Below are 18923 nucleotides of genomic sequence, written 5' to 3'. Positions count from 1 at the left end.
CCGCTTGACAGGCTGAAACATCACCACTTACTAGGATAGATATGTAACCACTGGCCACATTTTCATAGCCAATTATTTCTACATCAGCCGCTTTTTCCATAGCATCTGCTGCTTCAAGTACATAGACTAGGCCAAAGGTTTCTATTCCTCCTAGTGCTTTATAATCACTCATGTTTCCTCCTATTGGTCAATATCGTGTACTTTTAGTACCTTGTTTACATTTCTAACTGGTCTTCTCATCACATTGTGCGATGTTATCTTGCCAATTTTTTCACCTGCTCTTACACCAGCCTCTACAGCAGTTTTACAAGACTCTATATCGCCTTTTACTATAACTGTTACCAAGGTTGACCCTACGTTTTCGTAGGATACAAGTTCTACATCGCTTGCCTTGAGCATTTTATCAGCTGCTTCTATTGCTGGTAGCATGCCCAAACTTTCTACTAAGCCTATGGCTTGGCTATCTGAAAATTTCATAAATCACCTACTTTATATAAGAATTTATAGTATCTTTTTGTTCTTGGCTGGCCTGGTAATAAACTACTAGTTCATCACCAAGCAAAACGTAATCAGCTTCGTCAATCAATCCATTTTCTTTGGCTGTCATCAAAGCCTCAATTATGAGATCTTTTCTAAAAGCCTTATGGTTTTTATAGTCATTTTCTAAAGCCTCATACACATCGTTGGCACAGCCTTTCTCAACCCTGGTAAAATATTTTAATATTTCATAATTTAAAGGTCTCATTTATTTTTATCTCCTTTTATATAATCAAGTGGATTTACCGACATGATGAAGATACCCAAGGCCATAAGTACAGATCCAAACCAAGCTACTGCTGATATATCATAACCTGACTTGTTTAGGAAAACTCCTAAGATTATCCAACAGAAAAATGGACCAAAGAAAGCATATGTACCGTTTAAGGCCATACCTAAGGCTGCTCCACACATTGAATTGCCCTTATACCATAGGTTGAAACTTATAAAGGTAAAGAAACCACTTATTATAAATATTAGAATTGTCTTGTCTGTAATAGCTTTAGTAAATAGATTTGCAATTAGGCCTACTCCGCTTCCTTCCACAGTAGAAAGAATTGGTAGAAGTATTAATAGGTTTACAAGCGAACTTGTAGTTTGTCTGATTGCTATTCCGATTTCAGAATCTATCATACTGGTACCAAAACCAGCTATAGTGCCCTCAAGTCCCCAGCCGAATGCAGCTATTAGGGCGAGTACTATTCCTAAAACCATGCCATCTTTAACTTCTCCGTTAAAGCTTGTAAGTCCTATTATTACGCTGGCACTAACGCAAATAAGTATGCCTAGGATGGCTCTCTTATCTAGTTTTTGCTTAAAGATAATTCTTCCTAGGATAGCTCCAAATACTACATTTAAACCAGCAACTGGAATAACAGCTGGGCCTCCCATTTGAACAGCCAATATGTAACAAACTCCTGCTATAGGTCCACCACAAATGGCAGCGAAAATCAAGATTAGACCTGGTTTTGTTTTAAGAGTTTTGATAAAATCAGAAAACTTTCCTTTCACTATGGCATTAGCTAAGGCCCATACTGCTGATGTAAGATCATTTACGCCAGTAGCTAGGGTTCCTAAAATAAAGGCTACAGTCATAGCTGAGAAACCGCTTTCCGGAGAATACCAGTGAGCCCATATTCCAAATACTGTTGCCAATGTAACAAAGGCAGTATAAAGGCCATAAGTTATACCCGATTGAAGTCCTATCCAAACCCCTTTTTTGAAATACATTTTATCAAGCCTTTCTTTCGCTACTTGGGCCGGATTATATGTCTTTTGTTTTTGTATCAATTCTGACACCCCTTACCTCCAATTAAAAAATTAACATTCGAAATGTTTTCCTATTTCAAATTCTACCAATAGCCCTTACGGCAAAGTCAAATAAATATTTATTCATAAATAACAGCCAAATTTAATATATATTAGAAATTAAGTTCAAAAAATCAGTAAAAATAATTTTTTTGTTTTACCTTACGTTAAAGTTTTTGGGTTTCTGCCCTTATTATCAGAATAAATTTATATTTATTTCTAAAAAAGTTAATATTTTCTAAAAAAGCAAAAAATATACTTGAAAAATAGGTGAAGTTAATTTTCTCACCAAGATTTTTTATTGTATATTTATGAGAAAAATTTCTATAGATTTTCTAAGATAAAACTTAATATCGACCCCAAACCCCTTGAAATTTCCCAGACAAATGACACTTTTTCTAGCCATTTTATTTTTATATTAGGATTTAGGTAATTTTCCTATCTTGTCTGGGCAATGATTTTGCTTTTTTGATAATTTCTTCCATCAAAAAAGACGAGGATTATCTTTCCTCGTCTATCTCTATATCGAGATTTTTGCAAAACTCTATTTGGCCTATTAATTTTTTTCGTAAATTTCTTCCAAAATCCCGCTGGTTTTTACCCTTATTTTTTCTAAGCCATTTTCACCCAGGACTTGGATTTCAATATTTTTTGCCTTTTCATACGCCTTTTGTGCTTGGCTTTTATTTCCATCAAGTTTTGCTAAAACAGCCTTTGCTAGGTTTTCTAAGCTTTCTATAAATGGTTTTATTTCTCTGTATAAGTCCTCATTTGCATAGTTAGTCCTGTAATTTTCTATGGCACTTATTTTGTCTTCTAGGAGTATTTTGAGCTTTTCCTTGTTTTTTTCTTCAAAAGCCTTTTTGATTTCCATATCTTCGGTAAATTGCTTGGCCACTGTCCTTTGATAAACCAAGGACCCATAAAAGCTTGGGGCGATTTTTATTAGGTCTCCACTGGCTTTGGGTTCTAGGAAGTCTACCGCCTTCCTAAAAGCGTCTTCCGGCCTGTAGGCTAGGGGGTTTTTCAAATATTCATTAGCTTGGTAGATTGCTATTTTTGAAGCTTCTGCCTGGTTCATTGGATTTAGGTAAAAGCCGTCAAAATTTATTTCCCTAGAATCATAAAATTCAAAACTTTCTAGAAAAATTTTATCTGGCCTATAATCATTTACCGGCCAATTAAACCAAATATAGGGTTTTTTGCCTGTTCTCTTAAAAAAGTCTTGGTTTGACTTATGATTTATAGGATCTACCACCTGGCTACCCGTCCACATGACTTTTAGATTTTTTATATCCTTCAAAAGACCTTCGTATTCATAACCATTTTGGTCTATCCAAGCGTCATTGTACCATGGGTGGACAAAGTAAAGCCCATTTCCCGTTTCCTTTTCCACAAAATCTGCCAAGTCCCTTATGAGTTTTAGGTGGTCGAACCTTTTTTCATAGGCAATATTTTTGTCTATGTCATCCAGGCAAAGGCCAAAAGACCTCACTCCCGCTCCCATCATTTGCCTATATTTAGCAAAAATCTTGGAAATTTCTTTATCATAGTCACCAAAGTCAAAGGGGTTTTGACCTGGATGAATGGCCCAGGTAAATTCAAGTTTTTTTTCTCTGCTTAGGTCGGCTGAGGCTCTGATTTTCTCAAGTTCTTCTGCCGGATAAGGCACACGCCACTTTTGGTTATGGTAGGGGTCGTCTTTTGGTGCGTAGATATATTGGTCCATGCCGATTTCTGAGAGAAATCCTATCATGGACATTTTTTCTTCAAAACTCCATGGAATCCCGTAAAATCCTTCAATTACTCCTTTTTTCATTTAATCCTCCACTGAGTTTGCTTCTATGATTGTAAGTTTGCCCCTAATTTTATAATTTTTAGCACCGTTTGTTATTAGGAAAAAATCGCCCTTTTTGATTGGGGAGGTTTTTCCGTCAATTTCAATCTCTCCTGCCCCTTCAATAACAGATTCCAATAAGTATGGCTTTTCCCTTTTAAATCTAGCATTGTTTTTTATCTTAAATTCCCTGACCTCAAAATATTCATTTGCTGTTAGGATTCTTTCCTCGTAGCCTTCCCTGCTTTGTTTTTGGATTTGCCCCTCTTCCTTAGTTATTTTGATGGCTTCTTTAGATTTTTCCAAGTGTAAATCCCTGAATTTTCCGCTAGCGTCCTTCCTATCGTAGTCGTAGAGCCTGTAGGTGATGTCTGAGGCTTGTTGGATTTCAAGGATTAGGGAGTCTTTCTTTATAGCGTGGACTGTGCCTGCCCTTACAAAGAAAAAGTCGCCTTTTTTTGTAGGCACTTCCTTCAAAAGCTCTGCCCACTTTCTTTCATCGATTAATTTTAGGGCCTCTTCCTTAGTTTCGACTTTTAATCCAAAAATAATTGACGCTGGTTTTTCATTTAAGATATACCAACATTCGGTCTTGCCCTTTGAATTTTCAAGTCTTTTTGCCATTCCATCATCCGGATGGACTTGGATCGATAAATCATCTGCCGCATCAATTATTTTTACCAAGAGGGGAAATTCCTTTTCTTTTGAATTTCCAAAAAGCTCTCTATTATTTTCGTAGACTTCTCTTAAAGATTTTCCTTCAAATTCACCCTCTATAATGGTCGAGCTTTCACCTTCCATGCCTGAAATCGCCCAGTATTCCCCGGTTCTATCTGATGGAATCTGGTAAGAATATTCACTTTTAAGCCTAGAACCTCCCCAGATTTTTTCTGAAAACTGTCCTTCTAGAAATAAAATTTTCTCCATTTTAATCTCCTATATTCTCGTAAATCCTCAAAGTTTCCTCGATTTGCCCGTCATTAAGATTGTTTATATCATCATAGGGCACGCCCATAACAACTAGGATGTATTCCTTATTATTTTTTACAGCCAGAGTTGCCCAACAAAGCCCAGCACGGTCAGTTGTTCCGGACTTGCCTCCGATTATCTCAAAACCATTTTGGTCGTAATTTTTTAGGTGACTAAAAATTGTAGAATCGATGTAAAGGCCCTTTGGGTGATCAGCTGTTGGCCTAGTCATAAAGTCTCTTTTGGTAAAAATCGCCCTAAAATTTCCATCCTTTAGACTATCTTTTATAAGCATTGCACAATCCTTGGCTGATTGGTAGTTTGCTGGATTATCCATACCGTCAGCGTTGGCATAGGATGTGTTTTTCAAATCCAAACTTTCTGCTTCCTCATTCATTAGGGCCACAAAAGCTTCCATAGAACCAGAAATATTCATAGCTAGACTGTCTGCAGCTTCGCCAGCTGATTTGAGCATGGTTGCATAAAGTAGGTCCCTATAAGATGTCGGTTCGCCACCCCTAAAGCCCGCCATAGATGCATTCATGTCAACAGCCCTGTGGTAAGCATCCATATTCACAGGAGCAGTCGCACCGAGGTCTTTTATGTGTTTTAGGGCAACCCTCACAGTCATAATTTTTGTAAGCGAGGCCATTGGAAGCCTTTCGTTTTCGTTTTTTGATAAAACCTCCTTATCGTCAGTCAAATTGTAAAGGTAGACAGCCCTTGATATATACTTGTCATCTTCTATATGCTTTTTGTACCTAAGGCCCAAAAAAATCCCTACTAACAAAAGCAAACTAATTATAATAAAATTTCTAATCTTCTTCATAAGACTATTGTACGCTAAATTTCATTTTAAATAATTAAATCTTTTGTAAGCCTTCTAGTAAAAAATGAAAAGCTTACCAAATTAAAAAAGCCCAAAATCTCCAAAAAACAAAATAAAATGCAAAAAAACTTTTGCAAGCACTTGCAATTGATAATTTATATCAGATAGTAAATATGAGGTGAAAAAAATGAAAGATATAATTATAATTGGAGCAGGCCCAGCCGGTGTTAGTGCAGCCTTATATGCAAAAGCCCGTGGCAAGGACCTACTATTACTAGAAAAAGATAGGGTAGGTGGCCTAATTAGCCATGTTTCCAAAGTTAGTCATTATGCTAGCCTTGCCGATAATGAATCCGGCGAGGAATTTTCACAAAAACTAAAAGACCAACTCGCCTTTTCTAATATCGAAGTGACCTACGAAGAATGTTTGTCTATAGACAAAAAGGATGACCATTTCATTGTAAAAACAAATAAAAATACCTATGAAGGCAAAAAACTAATCTATGCAGCAGGTTCCCACCTAAAAGAACTTGACATAGACTACAAGGGTTTTGACGTAAAACATTGGCCTTATGGCAATGAAGAAAGCCTAAAAGGAAAAACTGTTATTGTAAATGGCGGATCAGACGGGGCCAGCAAGGAAGCTTTATATATAGCCAAATTTGCCAAAGAAGTCCACATAGTCCAAAACCAAGACGCACTTATGTGCATAAATGAATTTAAAAAGCAAATCGAAAGCTCAGACATCATAAAAGTCCACACATCAACAAGCCTTAAGGATATCGAAGTAAAAGATAAAAAATGCGTAAAGGCTATCCTAGATGATTGTGTAATTGAAGATGAAGAAGGCATAGAAATCTATGTTCAAATCGGTCAAAACGGCAACACAGACCTAGTTAAAAACCTAGCCGAAATCAAAAACACCTTCCTTGATGAAGACATAAGCTCAAAGACAGACGGCTTATTTTTCGCAGGAGATGTTAGAATCAAAGATGTAAAACAAATAGCCACAGCAGTAGCCGACGGCACCCTTGCTGGTATCAGAGCAAGTAAGTAAAAAAATCATAAAAAATAGAGCACCCCTTTCCAAGTGGATAAGGGAATGCTCTTTTTAATTTTTATTTTTTCAAATAATCACTAATTGTTCTACCAGCTTCATAACCTGATGTTACAGCCCATCCAAAGTCTGCCCCTGGTATAGAATCATCTCCACGAGCACCGCCGGCTACATCACCTGAAGCAAATAGGCCTTCGATAACCTTGCCATCTTTATTGATTACCCTTAGTTGGTTATCAATTTTTAGGCCACCTAGGGTTGTTGCATATCTTGGTAATTGCTCAACAACGTAATATGGGCCATTTTCGCTAATCTTAGCTTTCATATAATTAGGATTTCTACCAAAGTCTTCGTCTTTTTTATTTTCTACAAAGCCATTGTATCTCTCAACAGTCTTTTTCAATCCTGCTGGATCGATTTTTACCTTTTTAGCTAATTCTTCGAGGCTATCAGCCTTTGCAAAATAAGGAATTTTTGCTCCATCTGTTGCCAACCAATCATCAAGCATTTTCTTTGTAATACCATAACCTGCAACATTATCTTCAAAAGCCTTGTAAGTATCAGCATCCATTATCAAGAATAATCTACCGTCTTCTTGTTTTTCCATTTCCTTTACAATGTTAATACCTGCAGATCTTTCATTTACAACCCTATTTCCTGCCCTATCAACCAAGATGCCTGATACATCCCAAGTTGCCATAGAACCATTATAGGTTGATTTAGCTATACCTGGTTTCCATTCAACACCGTTTTCAAAAAGTTCTACATAGCCTTGGTTTACAACATCTGCTCCAATCTTTTGAGCCATTTTTTGACCTTCACCTTGGGCGAGCTGAGCACCATAAAATACAAATTTGTCCAATCTTTCTGGAAGCATTTCCTTATTAGCACCATAAGAACCTGTAGCAAGAAGGACTGCCTTAGCCTTTACTTCTACTGGTGTTCCGTCAGACATTGTAGCTTTAGCACCTACAACCTTGCCGTCTTTATAAATCAATTCAGTTACTTTTGTATTTGTCCTTAAATCTATCTTAGTATCTTTTATCTTATCTAAAAGTGATTGGACGAAACCAGCTCCGGCTCCTTCGTAAATCATAGCCCTATCTACGCTATTTTCGCCGAGTGGAGTTAATTTTTCAGGGATTTTTGAACCTACATAATCAACAGTCCAATCTGTTGCTTCTCCCATTTTCTCTGCATAAAGCTTCAAATCTTCTGGTATAGATTTTCCTCCACCATTTTTCATATTATCTTCATAGACAGACTCTACTGTGTCGTTTTTAACACCATAAATATCTTTTTGTGTTTTTGAACCTGTTATTAAAGCAAAACCACCAGATAAGGCAGTATGACCACCTGGCATGGCGTTTTTCTCTAAAACTGTAACCTTATTGCCTTCTTGGTCTGCTGACAAGGCTGCACTTAAACCTGCTCCACCAGCACCTACAACCAATAAATCAGTATCTATATTAATCGCTTCTTTTGCTTCTTCTTTTACTTCTTTCTTGAAGTCTTCACTACCATGAGCTTCATCGATAGCCTTTGATACTGCAGATTTTACAGCATTGGAGGTTACAGTTGCTCCGGTAATATTATCAACCTTGCTAGTTTGATGTTCCAAGATTCTATTGATTATTTCTTTGAATCCTGTATCTGCAATTGTTGGTGTTTCAGAAGATTCAACTACATCTATCTTTTCAATCTTATTGTCTTTGAAGGTGACAGATAGTTTGATATCTCCATTATGCCCTGTTGCTACTTCTTCAAAGCTACCATCATCTATGGTTTTCTCGGTCTTTGCTGGTTGTTCTTTGTCTTTAGCATCTTCAGTTACTTTCTCATCTTTACTGCACGCAGAAAGAGATAGGGCAAGAGCTAAGGCTGTAATTTTTATTTTTTTCATAATCTCTCCTTTTACGTGTCTTGTAAACGATTTCTCAAAGCCTATAAAGGGGCAGGATTTCCTACCCATTTATATCTATTTTGCAGCTGCCATTGCATCTTTTAGGGCTTGCTTGAATGCTTCGCTTGTATCTGTAGCGCCAGAGATATTGTCAATGTCTTCGCTGTTTGCTTTTTTAGCTGCTTCTACTAATTCTGGAAGTGCATCTGCGCCGATTCCTTCTGATTCTTTGTGTTCATCGACTACTATATCTTTGATTGTATCGCCTTCCAATTTTACTGTTAGTTTGATATCTCCACCATAACCTGCAGCTGTTGCTGTGCCTGTCTTTTCTGTTGTTGCTGCATCCCCAGCCTTGTCAGCTCCCTTATCTGCTGAATTTCCACAAGCTGCAAGTACTAGAGCAAGTGCGCCAACTAAAAATATATTTTTTTTCATACAACACTCCTTACAAAAATTCTGTCTGTATAAAATTTACTTATAAAATATACCTTATTTTTAATATATATCAAGAATAAGCCCTAAAACTTAGGCTTTGAAGACGTCTTTTATGACATCTTTTATGTTCACCATCTGCATAATTTTTATAGTTTTAAATTCTTTTTGATCTAGGCTATTTTTTGCCAAATAGACTTTTTTATAGCCGAGCCTTTCTAATTCCTTGACCCTTTGCTTAGCCTGGGGTACCTTTTTTAGTTCGCCTGTAAGGCCCACTTCTGCTATGAAAACCACCTTATCTGAAATTGGTTTTTTTAGGTAAGAGGAAGCGATAGACATGATTATAGCAAGGTTTACAGATGGTTCTGATAATTTAAGCCCACCTGTAGTTTTGATTATAACATTCATGTCAAATAAATTTAGGCCTGCCCTTTCTTGGAGGATGGAAATAAGGGTATTTAGGTCATCACGCCTTAGGGAATCTCCTATTCTTTGGGGATAGGGCATAAAAGACTTTGATACAAGGGATTCTATTTCTACCTCTAGGAGTCTTGACCCTTCCTTGGTTACAGAAATGGCTGATCCTTCGATTTCGCTATCTCTTTGGGTGATGAAATATTCGCTTGGATTTGTTATTTCTATCAACCCTTCTTCGTCCATTGAAAATAACCCAATTTCACCTGTCCTTCCAAACCTGTTTTTGCTAGATGTTAAAACTCTTAAATCTTCATCAGGACTACCATCTAAGATTAGGACTGTATCTACCAAGTGCTCTAGGGTACGGAGTCCTGCCATTTCTCCTGTTTTTGTCATGTGGCCTACCATGATGAAGGCACGTTTCTTTTCTGGATTTTTTGCCATTTCCACTGCCTTGCCTGCCACTTCTATGGTTTGGGTAGGGGAGCCCTGCTTGTTGTCAAATTCTTGGAGGGAAAAGGTCTGGATAGAATCTAAAATTACAATGTCAGCGTGAGTTGCCTTTATTTCCTTTATGGCAAGGTCCATAGAATTTGTCGAAAGAATCCAAAGATTTTTTGGTTCCTCTTTCATAATCCTTATTGCCCTTGATTTTATTTGGCTTTCACTTTCTTCTCCGGAAACGTATAGGACTTTGAGGCCGCTATCTGCATAAGACTTTGATAATTGGAGTAAAAGTGTAGACTTACCTGCGCCAGGGCGGGCGGTTAGGATAGAAACTGAATCCCTCACAAGACCTCCACCAACAGCCCTGTCGAATTCTTCGTAGGTTGAGTGGATTCTCTCTGACTCATTTATTTCGATTTCCTTTAACATTTTGGCTTTTTTATCATCATCAAGGACGACTTTTTTGCCTGACTTTTCCTCCTTGATGGTTGTTTCAACTAGGCTTCCCCACTTTTTGCAAGACGGGCATTGGCCAGCCCAAACATTTTGGACATGGCCACAGTTAGTGCATTCGTAGGCTTTTTTGACCTTAGCCATTGTTTGCCTCTACAAACCTATTTACAGAAAATTCGTAGACCGCCCTCTTTGGACTATCCTTATAAATTTTTGCAAAAATATCCCTTGGAACAATCCCAAAATCAAGCATAGCTTCAAGTTCGTCCAGGTATTTATTTTCATTTTCGTCTAAAACCGGCCTTATTACATCGATTATATCTAGGACGTGTTGGTAAATTTCCACATTTTCATAAAGGGCAAAAATCCCCATCCTAGATGCGTTGTTTTTAAGCTTTTGGGCTTCATCGTAGGTCATACCTTGGAATAATCCGCAGACCTTTTCTAGGGTTTGAGCATCAAAAAATATGCCCTTTATTAGAGCGGCTGCCGCCATATTGTAAGGATATGGGATGTTATCTGGCATCCTAATTTCTATATATTGTTTTACCCTCACATCTGGAAAAACTATAGAAAGGGCATGGTTTACCATTTGGTCAGCATTTTCCTCAGTCATTAGTTCATCTAAAGTTTTCCTACCTACATAGGCTTCACCATCGGGTGTTGGCATAAAAATCATCGGTGTATCAAGGATTTTTTCTGCATATTTTTTGTAGGATAAATCTGAATCAAAGGCAAAATCATAAAGTCCAGTCCTGTCCCTGTCTGTATATTCCCAGATAGTTTGCCTAAGGTTCCTGTCTATATAGATTTCCCCCTCAAAAATCAAGGAATTATCAAAGACTGAATACAAAAATGGACTAAGGGCGGAGGCGAGAAAATATTTCTTTTTGAAATCTTCTTCATTTTTATAATCCACTGCCAACTGCATGGAGCTAGTCCCCTTCATCATGTTGTGGGCAAATTCTCCGCCGTATTTTTCAAAATATTTGTACATAAAATCGTAGCGAGCCTTTGGAATAATCTTTATATCATCAATTTTAGATTTGGGATGGTAACCAAGAGCTACCAATAAAAGTCCTCTTTTTTCAAAAATAGGGATAAGCCTTGCCATATGAGACTTATAAACTTCAAAAAGTTCACCCACAGAAGACTTAGCCCTTAGGGCAAGTTCGAATTGGCCAGCTGGTTCTATTGAAATATCAACATTGCCATCAGAAAAGGCCATACCAGATTCACCAATTTTTTTATAGCCAAGGCTGGTTAGGTCTTCTAAGATCTCCCCAATCCCATCTTCCCCATAAAAAGATTGACTCTCCAAAGTATCCTTATTTACAACAAAGTGCTCTATTTCAAAACCCAGCCTAAAGTCCTTTTCGTCCTTTTCGCCGGATTTTATAAAATCTACAATTTTTTGAATTTTTTCTATTCTTTCCATAATAACCCCTTTACTCCTATCATTATACGAATTTTTGAGAAATTAACCATGGTATAATGAAGATATGAAATATGGATATTTTAAAAGTGAACTAGGAAATATAAAAATTTCCTATGAAGAAAAAATAAGAAAAATAGAATTAGTCGGTGGAAGCTGTGAAAATAGCGATGAAAATGAGCTTTTCAATTTTTTTAAAGTTCAGATATTAGAATATTTGGCAGGAAGCAGGAAAAATTTCGACCGACTTGACCTTTTAAACCTAGAAGGCACTTCCTTTCAAAAATCAGTCTGGCAAGCCCTTTTGAAAATCCCCTACGGCGAAACTCGCTCTTATAAGGATATAGCAAAGATGATAGGAAGATCAAAGGCAATCCAAGCAGTTGGAACTGCCATAGGCAAAAATCCATTTTTAATAATAGTCCCCTGCCACAGGGTAATAAAATCCAATGGTTCTATAGGTGGTTTTGCCTATGGGAGGAAAATTAAGGAGAAATTGCTAAAAATTGAGGGTTTTGATTTCAATCTTAAAGCCTAAATTAAAATACTTTTGTCTATAGATTTGTTTTTTTAATATTTTCCTAAAATTTCCACTAAAAAAAGAGTCGGGTATCCGACTCTCTTTTTTAGTTAATTCTCTCAGTTGTTTCTCCGTCAAAGAAGTGGAGGGCTTCTGGGTCTAGGCTGAAGGTGTGAGTTTCACCTATTCTGTATTCAAAGTGGCCTGGTTGGCTTATTACGAGCTCTGTTCCGTCACTCATCCTTGAGTAGATTATTTGTTCCTTACCTAGCATTTCTATAACTTCTATGGTTGATGTTACAGAGTTATAGTCGTGTTCGCCTGGTATAAATCTTTCAGATCTAATTCCTAAACAAACTTCCTTGCCCTCATAGTTTTTGAGGAATGCTGCATCTTTGTCATTTGCCTTTACTTTCATGAGGCCAGACTTGTTGACAAACATACCATTTTCTATCTTTCCTTCTATGATGTTCATAGTTGGTGAACCGATAAAGCCTGCTACGAAGAGGTTTTCTGGTCTTTGATAGAATTCATTTGGAGCTCCCACTTGTTGGATTTTACCTTGGTCAAGAAGGATAATCTTTGTTGCCATGGTCATGGCTTCTGTTTGGTCGTGGGTTACATAGCAGCTGGTTGTTTCTAGCTGGTTGTGTATCCTTACGATTTCAACTCTCATGTGTTCACGAAGCTTGGCATCAAGGTTTGAAAGAGGTTCGTCCATAAGGAATACTGATGGTTTTCTAACTATAGCACGGCCTAGGGCTACCCTTTGTCTTTGACCACCTGAGATGTCTGATGGTCTAGAGTATAGGTAGTCTCTTAATTGTAAGATGTCTGCCGCTTCTTGAACTCTTTGGTCGATGACTTCTTTTCTCTCGTTTTTCATTTTTAGGGAGAAAGCCATGTTATCATATACTGTCATGTGTGGGTAGAGAGCGTAGGATTGGAATACCATGGCTATATCCCTGTCCTTTGGCTCTACTGTGTTCATTATTTTGTCGCCGAAATATAGGGTACCTTCTGTTATTGAGTTAAGGCCCGCTATCATTCTAACTAGGGTTGATTTACCACATCCAGAAGGTCCTAAGATGGCACAAAAGTCCTTGTCTTTGATGTCAAGGTCTATGTGTCTGATGGTAAATTTATCCCTACCTTCATATTTTTTTCCTAAATTATCTAATTTTACTCTCATTATTTTATCCTTTCACTGCACCTGATGACAATCCTCCAACTAACTCATCTTGTAAGAACAAGAAGAGGAGCATAACAGGGATGGCTGATAAGAAGCCTCCTGCTGCAAAGGCCGGTTGGTTCATATTCCTAACGTCTGATATTAGGGTAAAGAGGCCTGTTGCCAAGGTGTAATCTGCTGGATTTGTCAAGAGTATTTTTGGCATCATGTAATCAAGAAATGGTCCTATGAAACATTGAAGAGCTATGATTGCAAGCATAGGTCTAGCGAGTGGCATGATTATTAGCCTATAAACTTGGAAGTTTGAACATCCGTCTATCCTTGCAGCCTCGTCAAGCTCTTGGGAAATAGAATCAAGATAACCTTTTAAGATGAAGGTATTACCTGCTATTGCCCCACCAGAATAGATTAAAATCAGCATCATTGTACGAGTGAATACTGGAACTACACCTGAAATAATTGTGTGAATAGCGTAGTAGGCAGTAATTCCTGCGAAGGCTGGGATAATCTGAACTAGCATTATGGTTATAAGACTTGCTTTCTTGCCCCTAAATCTGAATCTTGAGTAGGCATAACCTGTAAATGATACAAAGATTAGGGTAAGGATTGTTGTTGCTGTTGCTATTTTTAGTGTATTTACTACCCATCTTAAGAACTGAGTTTTTTCAAATAAATACTTAAAATTATTTAAAGAAAATACATAGTCTCCGGTCATTGATATATATTGACCTTGGCTGCCATTAAAGGATGAAACAACCATTATTACTAAAGGTACAACTATAATCGCAGCCCATATAAATAAGATTAGGTAGGAAATTGTCAAGGCTACCTTGCCTGCAGCTGTAAGGGGCTGGAGGTCTGATAGGTAGAGGTCTTTATTTTTCTTTTTCTTAAACATACTAATACTCCTTGAAGGCTGATGATTTCATGTAGCCGAAGAAGGAAATGATTATGAGTATTATTGAAATAAATACTGTAATCGCAGCTCCTATAGCCTGGTATTGACTGTTCATAGTCAAGTTGTAGATGTATGAAATCAAAATATCACTTGATCCCGCTAAGTTACCGTAAACTTGTGGATTGAATGGTCCGCCACCGTTAAAGAGGTAAATTATTGAGAAGTTGTTAAAGTTGAATGTGTATTGGTTGATTAGCATTGGAGATATTTGGAAAAGCACCAAAGGTATTGTAATCTTTAGGGTTCTTTGGAATCCTGTAGCTCCGTCTATGCTTGCTGCTTCATATAAGTCCTTCGGTATAGCTTGGAGTACACCAGTTGTTAGTAGGAATATATATGAATGTCCCAACCATCCTTGAAGTAGCACTAGGGCTGTTCTAGTTTGGATTGTATTATTTTTTATATCTAACGATGTGTTAAACAAAGAATTTACAGCTTCTGTTATTACACCACCACGGCTGGTCATGATTGAGAAGAACATGATTGTGATGAAGGCTGGGATTGCCCATGGTAAGAGGTAGATAGTTCTAAAGAACTTTTTACCTTTGATTCTTTCGTTGTTAACCATGAGGGCAAAGATAAAGCCTAGCACAATGGCAAGGGTAGAAGCTGCTATTGTCCACACTATTGTCCAACCAAATATATGCCAGAAAGCCTTACCTGCTATTCCTTGACCCTTAGCTATAGAAATATAGTTGCCTAGGCCAACCCAAGCGAACTTGTTTTGGTGTTGTGGGTCCATATTTGTAAATGAAATAAGGATGGCTGTCACTATTGGTACTATTACTATAAAGATGATTACCAAAAGTGCTGGTGAAGTGATTAGGTATGGGAAACCGTCTGTTCTTAGGTATTTTCTTGTTTCAAAGAAGGAATTTGGTCTAATACCTTGGATTTCTCCCTTTTCTGTCCTATAGGCATCCAAGAATGATCCTATAAAAATTGCAAGGGCTATTAATACAAAGGCTAGGGCTAAAATACCCTCTATCATAAAGATTATTGACCTATCAAGTCTCTTACCGCCTTGGGCTAGGGAAATAAGACCTGCTATACCTTGCCCTTGGTAGTTTCCAAAGCCAAGCGCATATGGGATGGCTACGAAATATACAAATAGGGCTCCTATAAAGAACATCAAAGCTTTTTGCCATTGACCATTTAATAGTTGGCCAAGGCCTGGGATTGGGGCTGTGATTATTGATTTAAAAGGTCTTTCCTTTTCTACTTCAACAGGAGTCCTTCTCCTAGCATCTGATCTTTCTTCTTCCAGAATTTTCAAAGAGTGTTTGAGGTCTTCTTTAAGCTTGTACTTATAAGATTCAATTTCTTCTTTTAAGGATATTTCTGGGTTCCTGTAGTCTATCTTTAGGTTTTGGTCTTTAAATTTTTGTTTTAATTGTTCTTTGGTAGCCTTGTAGGCCTTTTTAGAAATTCTTTCTTCCTTGAAGGATTCTTCAATTTCAGCTACGTCGTGTTCGTATTTTTCCTTAAGTACCTTCCTATCAGCCTCGATAAACTTACTTTTTTCTGAAATAAATTCGCTTGTTAAGTTTTTTTGACGTTCTTCTGCGTCTTTTAGGCTGTCTTTTAAGAATTGATCGTGGTCTAAAATTTTTGGTATTTCTGTTACATTTAGTTCATTTAACCTATAATCAAGAAGACTTTCATAAGATAAGTCTTTGTTTTCCTCATAGAAAGCTTGCATTTTTTCTGCTATGAGTTTTTCTATATATAGGTCTTTTAATTTACCATCTGTTGGAAGGTTTTTATCAGAATTTGCCTCACTTTTTGCTTTTTCTAGGAGGGCTTTTTTCTGATCATCATATTCTTTTAACTTAATATTGTATGGATGGTTTGCTTTAGTATATTGAGGGCTGGAACCGATTTCTTTTGCCTTAATCAAATCTATTATATATTGATTTTTCCTTGGAAAAGTCCTGCCCCTCCTATCTATAAGGCTTTTTTCATAAGTCATTATAATTACCTTTCTTGTCTTGTTATTACTATTAGTAAGAATATATTTAGTATAAGTCCTAGATAATAAAATACAGATCCTATGCTAAATGAAAAAAATAGGTTGACTATAGAAATAAGAGTCATTGCCCCAAAAAATAGCTTATAGGTTTTGTTAATTCCGTATTTTTTAATAGTAAAAAAGGTGTATAGGGATATAGTTATGGGATTTACTACCTTTGTAAGTAAAGAAAAAATGATCGAATTTAAAAAATCGTCATAACTTAGTCCCGTTTTGAATTTAGAAATAGTTTCAAAAACACTAGGATCCTTGGCCATCATCATTGCTTCTAGGCTGAAATTTAGGATGATTGCTGCAGATACTACTAGGATTTGTAGGAGAAATTTATTTCTTTGTTTTTCTTTTTCCATATTTTTTAAATATAAGGGGCTAGCCTTAAAGCTCGCCCCTTAACAATTTTAATGGTTAAAGTTTGCCATCATTGCTTCGAATGATGCTTTTAATTCTGCGTATGCAGCTTTTTCGTCAGCTGGTTTTACAGAGTTCCAAGATAGGATTGCGTTTTTGTAGGTATCCCATACATTGCCCCACTCTTTGAATAGTGGTCTTGCTTGAGCATCTTTGTAAGAAGTAATTGTAGCTGCTATGATTTTCTTATCAGTTTCTGGAAGATCCATTCCTTGATATGTTTCAGCGCTTACGTTTTCAAGAATTTTGCCTGTTGCTTTGAATAGGTCAGCTGCAAATTCTGGGTTTACAATTTCTTTGATCATTGCTTCTGCAAGAGCTACCTTGTCAGCATCTTCTTCGATTCTAGCGTTCATTGCAAGTCCCCAACCACTTTGCCAGTGTTTTAGAGGTTTGCCTGCTATTGTTAGTTGGCTGATTGGTAGGATGTCAAGGTTGCCTTCGCCGGCTAATTCAGCTACATTACCTGCTGCCCATGGTCCGTCAAGTCTTGCTACACCACCCTTGCCAGATTTGAATGTTTCGTCTACATATCCGTCGCCTGCATCAGCATCGAATAATTGTGTACCAGCTTCGTTGTGTTTTTTCCAGTATTCGAAAAGAGCTTTGATTGTTGCTTGTTTTTCTGGTTCTAATTCATCCCATTCTTTTGTGAAGTCTGAGAATAATTTACCATCTTTATCTTTGCCAAGAAGTTCGATTCCTGAAGAGTTTGTTGCAGCAACACCAAACCAAGCATTGTAGATTGGTAGTAAAACTGTAGATTCATCTTTAACATCGTTAATTTCGATAGGTTTAGATAAGTCTATGTTTTTCTCTTTAGCGTTTGCTGTGTTTACATAAGTAATAAGTGTTTCAATGTTGAATGGGAAAGCAAAATATTCGCCATCGATTTTGAAGTTTCCGCCGATTCCCTTATCAAAATCATCCCAACCACCGATTTCTTTTGCAAGTTTTTGAGAGTCTATTTTAGCAAGTACATCGTTTCCTTGTAGACCGTAAAGTCTGTCTGCTGGAATTGCAAATAGGTCTGCAACGTCTTCGTTGGTTGCATCTGTAGAATCTATAACGTCTAAGTTATCAAAAGATCCAACTGTTTTGATTTCAATGTCTGCATTTGGGAATTGTTTTTTAACACGTTCTGCAGCAGCTTTGTAATATTCTACCCAGCCTTCTTCAGCTTGAACTGTTAATTTTGTGCTAGCATCTTTGTTAGCTTCTTTGCCGCCGTCTGCAGCTTCTTTGCCGCCGTCTTTAGCTCCACCACATGCTGCCATAACAAAGGCAAGTGATAGGGCCATTATTGTTTTTATTCCTTTTTTCATATTTCCTCCTAAAAAATGATATGAAAGCGTTTATCACATCACTATTATATCTAATACTTATATTTATGTCAATGATTTTTCGGAATCGTTATCGAAAATTTCTTAACATTTTGTTTTATCTCAGGTAAGTAACGTTTAAATTTAGCCATTTAATCAAGGATATTTTTTCGAATTTTTTTTAAATTTTTTTTAATTTTTGTTTCATTTCCATGGGTAAACGGTACATTATTTATATAATGATATAAAGGAGATTTACTATGGCATGTACAACTATACTTGTAGGTAAAAATGCAAGTTTTGACGGTTCAACCCTAGTTGCCAGAAACGAAGATTCTGGCAGTGGTTCATACAGTCCAAAAAAGTTTGTTTTAATAAAGAGTGAAGACCAAGTTAAGGTCTATAAAGCAGTTATTTCTAAGGTGGAGATTCCCCTACCAGAAAATCCTCTAACCTATACAGCCATGCCCGAAGCTGTGGCTGGACAAGGTATTTGGGGGGCTTGTGGAGTTAATTCTAAGAATGTCGCTATGACTGCGACTGAGACTATTACCTCTAATGAAAGAGTTTTGGGGGCAGATCCTCTCGTTGTTTACCAAAAACCAGTTGGCAAAAAAGGTGATAAGGATTTTAAGGAAGAAGTTCCAGGTGGTATTGGCGAGGAGGATCTTGTTTCAATCGTCCTTCCCTATATAAATTCCGCTAGAGAAGGCGTTATCCGTCTAGGTTCCCTCCTAGAAGAATATGGCACTTACGAAAAAAACGGCATTGCCTTCCAAGATGAAAATGAAATTTGGTGGCTAGAAACTATCGGTGGCCACCACTGGATTGCAAGACGTGTCCCAGATGATTCTTATGTTA

19 protein-coding genes are annotated in these 18923 nt (G+C 37.2%); 3 read left to right on the top strand and 16 right to left on the bottom strand.

From position 1 onward, the window contains the following. From RQ907_RS03040 to RQ907_RS03010, 7 genes are all read right to left on the bottom strand, one after another. Positions 1–172 (bottom strand): BMC domain-containing protein (locus RQ907_RS03040; RefSeq protein WP_311491934.1); only part of this gene is annotated, 172 nt, incomplete at its 3' end. Positions 173–180: 8 nt separating this feature from the next. Next, entirely contained in the window at positions 181–477 is a 297-nt protein-coding gene (locus RQ907_RS03035; protein WP_311491933.1) for a BMC domain-containing protein, read from the bottom strand. 7 nt (positions 478–484) lie between these two features. Continuing rightward, the gene (locus RQ907_RS03030) at positions 485–745 is read right to left on the bottom strand and encodes a hypothetical protein (RefSeq protein ID WP_311491932.1); all 261 of its coding nucleotides are present in this window, start codon (positions 743–745) and stop codon (positions 485–487) included. Further along, the gene (locus RQ907_RS03025; protein ID WP_311491931.1) at positions 742–1836 is read right to left on the bottom strand and encodes a hypothetical protein; all 1095 of its coding nucleotides are present in this window, start codon (positions 1834–1836) and stop codon (positions 742–744) included. The genes RQ907_RS03030 and RQ907_RS03025 overlap by 4 nt, the downstream gene beginning before the upstream one ends. 565 nt (positions 1837–2401) lie before the next feature. Then, positions 2402–3664: a beta-N-acetylglucosaminidase domain-containing protein gene (locus RQ907_RS03020; RefSeq protein ID WP_311491930.1), complete on the bottom strand. Its 1263-nt coding sequence runs from the start codon at positions 3662–3664 to the stop codon at positions 2402–2404. Continuing rightward, positions 3665–4609: a mannose-6-phosphate isomerase, class I gene (gene manA / locus RQ907_RS03015; RefSeq protein WP_311491929.1), complete on the bottom strand. Its 945-nt coding sequence runs from the start codon at positions 4607–4609 to the stop codon at positions 3665–3667. A gap of 1 nt (position 4610) precedes the next feature. Beyond that, the gene (locus tag RQ907_RS03010) at positions 4611–5480 is read right to left on the bottom strand and encodes a serine hydrolase (RefSeq protein ID WP_311491928.1); all 870 of its coding nucleotides are present in this window, start codon (positions 5478–5480) and stop codon (positions 4611–4613) included. A 187-nt stretch (positions 5481–5667) separates the two neighbouring features. Between RQ907_RS03010 and RQ907_RS03005 the strand changes: the two genes are divergently transcribed. Further along, complete coding sequence (locus tag RQ907_RS03005) at positions 5668–6537, top strand: NAD(P)/FAD-dependent oxidoreductase (protein WP_311491927.1); 870 nt, start codon at positions 5668–5670, stop codon at positions 6535–6537. A 61-nt stretch (positions 6538–6598) separates the two neighbouring features. Here RQ907_RS03005 and RQ907_RS03000 read toward each other — a convergent pair whose 3' ends face one another. From RQ907_RS03000 to RQ907_RS02985, 4 genes are all read right to left on the bottom strand, one after another. Next, the gene (locus tag RQ907_RS03000; protein ID WP_311491926.1) at positions 6599–8440 is read right to left on the bottom strand and encodes an FAD-dependent oxidoreductase; all 1842 of its coding nucleotides are present in this window, start codon (positions 8438–8440) and stop codon (positions 6599–6601) included. Positions 8441–8515: 75 nt separating this feature from the next. Further along, positions 8516–8878 (bottom strand): FMN-binding protein, encoded by a 363-nt coding sequence (locus RQ907_RS02995; protein WP_311491925.1) that lies wholly within the window; start codon positions 8876–8878, stop codon positions 8516–8518. Positions 8879–8968: 90 nt separating this feature from the next. Continuing rightward, positions 8969–10339 carry a DNA repair protein RadA gene (gene radA, locus RQ907_RS02990; RefSeq protein WP_311491924.1) on the bottom strand — a complete coding sequence of 457 codons (1371 nt, stop codon included), beginning with the start codon at positions 10337–10339 and terminating at the stop codon, positions 8969–8971. After that, positions 10332–11633: a glutamate-cysteine ligase family protein gene (locus RQ907_RS02985; protein WP_311491923.1), complete on the bottom strand. Its 1302-nt coding sequence runs from the start codon at positions 11631–11633 to the stop codon at positions 10332–10334. Before RQ907_RS02985 ends, radA begins: the two co-directional genes overlap by 8 nt. Before the next feature lie 64 nt (positions 11634–11697). On the opposite strand from RQ907_RS02985, the gene RQ907_RS02980 reads away from it, so the two are divergent. Further along, complete coding sequence (locus tag RQ907_RS02980) at positions 11698–12168, top strand: methylated-DNA--[protein]-cysteine S-methyltransferase (protein ID WP_311491922.1); 471 nt, start codon at positions 11698–11700, stop codon at positions 12166–12168. 88 nt (positions 12169–12256) lie between these two features. On the opposite strand, the gene RQ907_RS02975 is transcribed toward RQ907_RS02980, so the two are convergent. From RQ907_RS02975 to RQ907_RS02955, 5 genes are read right to left on the bottom strand one after another with little or no spacing between them, the layout of a single operon-like run. Beyond that, positions 12257–13345: an ABC transporter ATP-binding protein gene (locus RQ907_RS02975; RefSeq protein ID WP_399522273.1), complete on the bottom strand. Its 1089-nt coding sequence runs from the start codon at positions 13343–13345 to the stop codon at positions 12257–12259. Between the two features lies 1 nt (position 13346). After that, the gene (locus RQ907_RS02970; RefSeq protein ID WP_311491920.1) at positions 13347–14240 is read right to left on the bottom strand and encodes a sugar ABC transporter permease; all 894 of its coding nucleotides are present in this window, start codon (positions 14238–14240) and stop codon (positions 13347–13349) included. Position 14241: 1 nt separating this feature from the next. Continuing rightward, complete coding sequence (locus tag RQ907_RS02965; RefSeq protein WP_311491919.1) at positions 14242–16272, bottom strand: ABC transporter permease subunit; 2031 nt, start codon at positions 16270–16272, stop codon at positions 14242–14244. A 5-nt stretch (positions 16273–16277) separates the two neighbouring features. Next, positions 16278–16682: a hypothetical protein gene (locus RQ907_RS02960; protein ID WP_311491918.1), complete on the bottom strand. Its 405-nt coding sequence runs from the start codon at positions 16680–16682 to the stop codon at positions 16278–16280. A gap of 48 nt (positions 16683–16730) precedes the next feature. Further along, positions 16731–18065, bottom strand: coding sequence for a sugar ABC transporter substrate-binding protein (locus tag RQ907_RS02955; RefSeq protein WP_311491917.1), 1335 nt, complete (start codon positions 18063–18065; stop codon positions 16731–16733). A 257-nt stretch (positions 18066–18322) separates the two neighbouring features. Here RQ907_RS02955 and RQ907_RS02950 point away from each other — a divergent pair. Further along, a partial coding sequence (locus RQ907_RS02950; RefSeq protein WP_311491916.1) for a C69 family dipeptidase occupies positions 18323–18923 on the top strand: 601 nt, incomplete at its 3' end.

It is taken from the genome of uncultured Anaerococcus sp., assembly GCF_963510575.1.
Classification (GTDB): domain Bacteria; phylum Bacillota; class Clostridia; order Tissierellales; family Peptoniphilaceae; genus Anaerococcus.
This window is presented reverse-complemented; position numbering and strand designations above follow the sequence as displayed.

Bases quoted from the DNA above. Each gene is read 5' to 3' on its own strand.
- RQ907_RS03035 (WP_311491933.1), bottom strand. From the start codon at position 477: ATGAAATTTTCAGATAGCCAAGCCATAGGCTTAGTAGAAAGTTTGGGC.
- RQ907_RS03030 (WP_311491932.1), bottom strand. From the start codon at position 745: ATGAGACCTTTAAATTATGAAATATTAAAATATTTTACCAGGGTTGAG.
- RQ907_RS03020 (WP_311491930.1), bottom strand. From the start codon at position 3,664: ATGAAAAAAGGAGTAATTGAAGGATTTTACGGGATTCCATGGAGTTTT.
- manA (WP_311491929.1), bottom strand. From the start codon at position 4,609: ATGGAGAAAATTTTATTTCTAGAAGGACAGTTTTCAGAAAAAATCTGG.
- RQ907_RS03010 (WP_311491928.1), bottom strand. From the start codon at position 5,480: ATGAAGAAGATTAGAAATTTTATTATAATTAGTTTGCTTTTGTTAGTA.
- RQ907_RS03005 (WP_311491927.1), top strand. From the start codon at position 5,668: ATGAAAGATATAATTATAATTGGAGCAGGCCCAGCCGGTGTTAGTGCA.
- RQ907_RS03000 (WP_311491926.1), bottom strand. From the start codon at position 8,440: ATGAAAAAAATAAAAATTACAGCCTTAGCTCTTGCCCTATCTCTTTCT.
- RQ907_RS02995 (WP_311491925.1), bottom strand. From the start codon at position 8,878: ATGAAAAAAAATATATTTTTAGTTGGCGCACTTGCTCTAGTACTTGCA.
- radA (WP_311491924.1), bottom strand. From the start codon at position 10,339: ATGGCTAAGGTCAAAAAAGCCTACGAATGCACTAACTGTGGCCATGTC.
- RQ907_RS02985 (WP_311491923.1), bottom strand. From the start codon at position 11,633: ATGGAAAGAATAGAAAAAATTCAAAAAATTGTAGATTTTATAAAATCC.
- RQ907_RS02980 (WP_311491922.1), top strand. From the start codon at position 11,698: ATGAAATATGGATATTTTAAAAGTGAACTAGGAAATATAAAAATTTCC.
- RQ907_RS02970 (WP_311491920.1), bottom strand. From the start codon at position 14,240: ATGTTTAAGAAAAAGAAAAATAAAGACCTCTACCTATCAGACCTCCAG.
- RQ907_RS02965 (WP_311491919.1), bottom strand. From the start codon at position 16,272: ATGACTTATGAAAAAAGCCTTATAGATAGGAGGGGCAGGACTTTTCCA.
- RQ907_RS02960 (WP_311491918.1), bottom strand. From the start codon at position 16,682: ATGGAAAAAGAAAAACAAAGAAATAAATTTCTCCTACAAATCCTAGTA.
- RQ907_RS02955 (WP_311491917.1), bottom strand. From the start codon at position 18,065: ATGAAAAAAGGAATAAAAACAATAATGGCCCTATCACTTGCCTTTGTT.